This is a genomic window from Immundisolibacter sp. (assembly GCF_028696615.1).
GTDB lineage: Bacteria > Pseudomonadota > Gammaproteobacteria > Immundisolibacterales > Immundisolibacteraceae > Immundisolibacter.
Genome location: NZ_JAQVGQ010000227.1, coordinates 1 through 3,958, shown reverse-complemented (window position 1 = coordinate 3,958; position 3,958 = coordinate 1). Strand labels below are relative to the sequence as shown.

The 3,958-nt window shown below is 65.4% G+C and carries 8 protein-coding genes and 1 pseudogene; all 9 read left to right on the top strand.

Annotated elements, in window-relative coordinates:
* A pseudogene (gene tuf / locus PHC73_RS12165) lies at positions 1-127 on the top strand (elongation factor Tu); the annotation flags it as partial.
* Between the two features lie 5 nt (positions 128-132).
* On the top strand, positions 133-444 hold the full coding sequence (gene rpsJ / locus PHC73_RS12160; protein WP_300128630.1) for a 30S ribosomal protein S10: 312 nt from the start codon (positions 133-135) through the stop codon (positions 442-444).
* 71 nt (positions 445-515) lie between these two features.
* Positions 516-1,166, top strand: a complete 651-nt coding sequence (gene rplC, locus PHC73_RS12155; RefSeq protein ID WP_300128627.1) for a 50S ribosomal protein L3 — start codon at positions 516-518, stop codon at positions 1,164-1,166.
* Positions 1,167-1,209: 43 nt separating this feature from the next.
* Positions 1,210-1,788, top strand: coding sequence for a 50S ribosomal protein L4 (gene rplD, locus PHC73_RS12150; RefSeq protein WP_300128624.1), 579 nt, complete (start codon positions 1,210-1,212; stop codon positions 1,786-1,788).
* Positions 1,785-2,069, top strand: a complete 285-nt coding sequence (rplW, locus tag PHC73_RS12145) for a 50S ribosomal protein L23 (protein WP_300128621.1) — start codon at positions 1,785-1,787, stop codon at positions 2,067-2,069. The genes rplD and rplW overlap by 4 nt, the downstream gene beginning before the upstream one ends.
* Positions 2,070-2,101: 32 nt before the next feature.
* Positions 2,102-2,929 (top strand): 50S ribosomal protein L2, encoded by an 828-nt coding sequence (gene rplB, locus PHC73_RS12140; protein ID WP_300128619.1) that lies wholly within the window; start codon positions 2,102-2,104, stop codon positions 2,927-2,929.
* A gap of 21 nt (positions 2,930-2,950) precedes the next feature.
* Positions 2,951-3,223, top strand: coding sequence for a 30S ribosomal protein S19 (gene rpsS / locus PHC73_RS12135; protein WP_300128615.1), 273 nt, complete (start codon positions 2,951-2,953; stop codon positions 3,221-3,223).
* A 7-nt stretch (positions 3,224-3,230) separates the two neighbouring features.
* Positions 3,231-3,578, top strand: a complete 348-nt coding sequence (rplV, locus tag PHC73_RS12130; RefSeq protein WP_300128633.1) for a 50S ribosomal protein L22 — start codon at positions 3,231-3,233, stop codon at positions 3,576-3,578.
* 4 nt (positions 3,579-3,582) lie between these two features.
* The coding region (rpsC, locus tag PHC73_RS12125; protein ID WP_300128612.1) for a 30S ribosomal protein S3 at positions 3,583-3,958 on the top strand (376 nt) is incomplete at its 3' end.

Below are 3,958 nucleotides of genomic sequence, written 5' to 3'. Positions count from 1 at the left end.
GGGCGACAACGTGAACCTCAAAGTGTCGCTGATCACGCCGATCGCCATGGACGAGGGGCTGCGGTTTGCGATCCGCGAAGGCGGCCGCACCGTCGGCGCCGGCGTGGTTACCAAGGTGATCGAGTAAACGCCATGGCCGGTCAGAGAATTCGCATTCGACTGAAGTCCTTCTCGCACCAGCTGATCGACAAGTCGGCGCGTGAGATCGTGGATACCGCCAAGCGCACCGGCTCGCGCGTGCACGGGCCGATCCCGCTGCCGGTGAAGATCGAGCGGTTCACGCTGCTGCGTTCGCCGCACAAGGACAAGGACTCGCGCGATCAGTTCGAGATCCGCACCCACAAGCGGCTGATGGACATCATCGATCCAACCGACAAGACGGTGGATGCGCTGATGAACCTGGATTTGGCCGCCGGCGTCGACGTGCATATCAAGCTGAGCTGAAGGCCGCGGGGGCGCCGCCGTTCGGTGGTGGACCCCGGGCAGATCGAGACAACAGGTAAGGGAACCAGGCAATGGCCATCGGTTTGGTAGGCCGCAAATGCGGCATGACACGCATCTTCACGGCGGATGGTGCCGGCGTGCCGGTGACGGTGATCGACGTGTCCGGAAATCGGGTGGTGCAGGTACGCACCCCCGAGGTCGACGGTTATCGGGCGATCCAAGTGACGCGCGGCAGCAAGCGTGCCGCGCTGGTCGGCAAGGCGCTGGCCGGTCACTATGCCAAGGCGGGGGTCGAGCCGGGCCAGAGCCTGACCGAGTTCCGCCTCGCGGACGACGGCGAGCCGGCCGTTGCCGTCGGTCAAGCGCTCGGTGCCGACCAGTTCGAGGCGGGTCAGAAGGTCAACGTCACCGGCGTGACGCGCGGTCGCGGCTTTTCCGGCACGGTGCGCCGCTGGGGCTTCGGCGGTGGTGACGCCACCCATGGCAACTCGCTGTCGCATCGCGCGCCGGGATCGATCGGCCAGAACCAGACGCCAGGGCGCGTGTTCCCGGGCAAGAAAATGGCTGGCCACTACGGCAACGAGCAGCGCACCCAGCGCAACCTCGAGGTGGTCAAGGTGGACGCCGAGCGTGGGCTGCTGCTGGTCAAGGGTGCCGTGCCCGGGCCGCAGGGCGGCGAGTTGATCGTACGCCCGGCAACTGGCAAGAAGGCGGGGGCGTGACATGGAAATGCCAGTGACAACGGTTAATGGTTCCGGCGGTAGCGTGGCGCTCGCCGATGCCGTGTTCGACCGGCCGTTCAACGAAGGCTTGGTGCACCAGATGGTTGTGGCCTACCTGGCGAACGCGCGGCAGGCCGATGCCAAGCAGAAGACGCGCAGCGAAGTTCGCGGCGGCGGCCGTAAGCCCTGGAAACAGAAGGGCAGTGGCCGCGCGCGTGCCGGCTCCATTCGCAGCCCGCTGTGGCGCGGCGGCGGCAAGGTGTTTCCGGCCGGCGGCGAGAATTACACCCAGAAGCTCAACAAGAAGATGTACCGCGCGGGGATGCGCGGCATATTCTCCGAGCTGCGGAGGCTCGGCCGGTTGCAGTTGGTGGACGGTTTCGAGCTGGCGTCGCCCAAGACGCGTGAGCTGGTGGGCCGACTGGAACAGCTGCAGATTCCGACCGGCCACCTGTTGCTGGTAGTGGACGAGATGACTATCGAGTTGGCGCTGGCGTCCCGCAACCTGGTCGGTGTCGAGGCCTGCGAGGTGCAGGATTTGAATCCGCTGGCCTTGGTGTGGGCCGATCGCGTGGTGATGACGCCCGCTGCGGCGCGCGTAGTCGAGGAGTGGCTGCAGTGAACGAAGCGAAACTTTTTGACATCATTCGCGCCCCGCACATTTCGGAAAAGGGCACACGGGTTGCCGAGAAACATCGCCAGATCGTGTTTCGAGTGGCCCTCGACGCCAGCAAAGAGGATATCCGCGCTGCGGTGGAGCACGCCTTCCAGGTGAAGGTCGAGGCCGTGCGCACCCTGCGCGTGAAAGGCAAGACCAAGCGTCAAGGGCGGCGTAAGGACTGGAAAAAGACGTACGTGACGTTGGCGCCCGGCCACGACATCGACTTCACCGGCGTCGCTTGAGGCGGCGCCCGTAGGAACGCTGGAAACGCATCATGGCAGTCGTCAAGAGAAAACCCACGTCGCCCGGTCGCCGCTTCGTAGTGAGCGTGGTGACACCCGAGCTGCACAAGGGCGCGCCGTTCGCCGCGCTGGTGGAGAGCAAACACCGCTCCGGTGGTCGCAACAGCGCCGGGCGGATCACTACCCGTCACCAGGGTGGTGGCCACAAGCAGCGTTATCGGTTGGTCGACTTCCGGCGCGACAAGGACGGAATCCCCGCCCGTGTCGAGCGTCTCGAGTATGATCCCAACCGCAGCGCGCACCTGGCGCTGCTGGTATACGCCGACGGCGAGCGTCGCTACATCGTCGCGCCCAAGGGTGTGACGGCCGGCAGCCGGGTGATGTCTGGCGCCCAGGCGCCCATCGAGCCGGGCAACACCTTGCCACTTCGCAACATCCCGGTGGGCAGCACGGTGCATTGCGTCGAACTGCGCGCCGGCAAAGGCGCGCAGCTGGCGCGCAGCGCCGGCACCTCGGTACAGCTTTTGGCGCGTGAGGGCGACGCCGTCACCTTGCGCCTGAAGTCGGGCGAGATTCGGCGCGTGGCGGCCGACTGTCGGGCCACGCTTGGCGAAGTCGGCAACGGCGAGCATTCGCTGCGCTCGCTCGGCAAGGCCGGTGCCAAGCGCTGGCGCGGCGTGCGTCCGACCGTGCGCGGCGTCGCCATGAACCCAGTCGATCATCCGCACGGGGGTGGCGAGGGCCGCACGTCGGGCGGACGTCACCCGGTCACCCCGTGGGGTGTGCCGACCAAGGGTCACAAAACCCGCAAGAACAAGCGCACCACCGGCCAGATCGTGCGTCGGCGTGGCGCCAAATAAGGCAAGTTCGGAGCCAGAGACGTGCCAAGATCAGTAAAGAAAGGACCGTTTGTCGATCTGCATCTGATGCAGAAGGTCGAGCAAGCCGCCGGTGCCGGCAGCCGCCGGCCCATCAAGACCTGGTCGCGGCGTTCCACCGTGCTGCCGGACATGATCGGCCTGACCATTGCGGTGCACAACGGTCGTCAACATGTGCCGGTTTTGATCAACGAGAACATGGTCGGCCACAAGCTCGGCGAGTTCGTGCCGACCCGCACCTACCGCGGCCACGCCGCCGATCGCAAGACGCGCTGAGGTGGACATGGAAACCTTTGCTTTGTTGCGCAATGCGCACATTTCGGCGCAAAAGGGTCGATTGGTCGCCGATCAGGTTCGTGGATTGCCGGTGGAAAAGGCGCTGGCGCTGCTCACCCACAGCACCAAGAAAGCCGCGCAGCTGGTGAAAAAAGTGGTCGAGTCGGCGATCGCCAACGCCGAACACAACAACGGCGCCGATGTCGACGAGTTGCGGATCGCGGCCGTGTGCGTGGACGAAGGGCCGTCGATGAAGCGGTTCCATGCCCGCGCGCGCGGGCGTGGCAACCGGATCACCAAGCGGACGTGCCACATCAAGGTCGTGGTGAGCGACCAGAAAAAGGCCAAGGGCTAACCCGATGGGACAGAAAGTTCATCCGACCGGCATCCGCCTGGGTGTCGTCAAGGACCATAATTCGCGTTGGTATGCGCATGGGCGTGCGTTCGCCGATAACCTGAACGCCGATATCGCCGTGCGTGAGCTGCTGCGCAAGCAGTTGGCGCATGCGTCGGTGAGCCGAATCGAGATCGAGCGCCCGGCCCAGAATGCACGTGTGATCATCCACACCGCGCGGCCTGGCATCGTCATCGGCAAGAAGGGCGACGACATCGAGAAGTTGCGTCGCATGGTGGGCGAGTGCATGGGTATTCCCGTGCACATCAGCGTCGAGGAGATTCGCCGGCCCGAGCTCGATGCCTACCTGGTCGCCGAGAGCGTGGCGCAGCAGCTCGAAC

Excerpts from the sequence above, each read along its gene's own strand:
- rplC (WP_300128627.1), top strand. The coding sequence starts at position 516 with ATGGCCATCGGTTTGGTAGGCCGCAAATGCGGCATGACACGCATCTTC.
- rpsJ (WP_300128630.1), top strand. The coding sequence starts at position 133 with ATGGCCGGTCAGAGAATTCGCATTCGACTGAAGTCCTTCTCGCACCAG.
- rplB (WP_300128619.1), top strand. The coding sequence starts at position 2,102 with ATGGCAGTCGTCAAGAGAAAACCCACGTCGCCCGGTCGCCGCTTCGTA.
- rplV (WP_300128633.1), top strand. The coding sequence starts at position 3,231 with ATGGAAACCTTTGCTTTGTTGCGCAATGCGCACATTTCGGCGCAAAAG.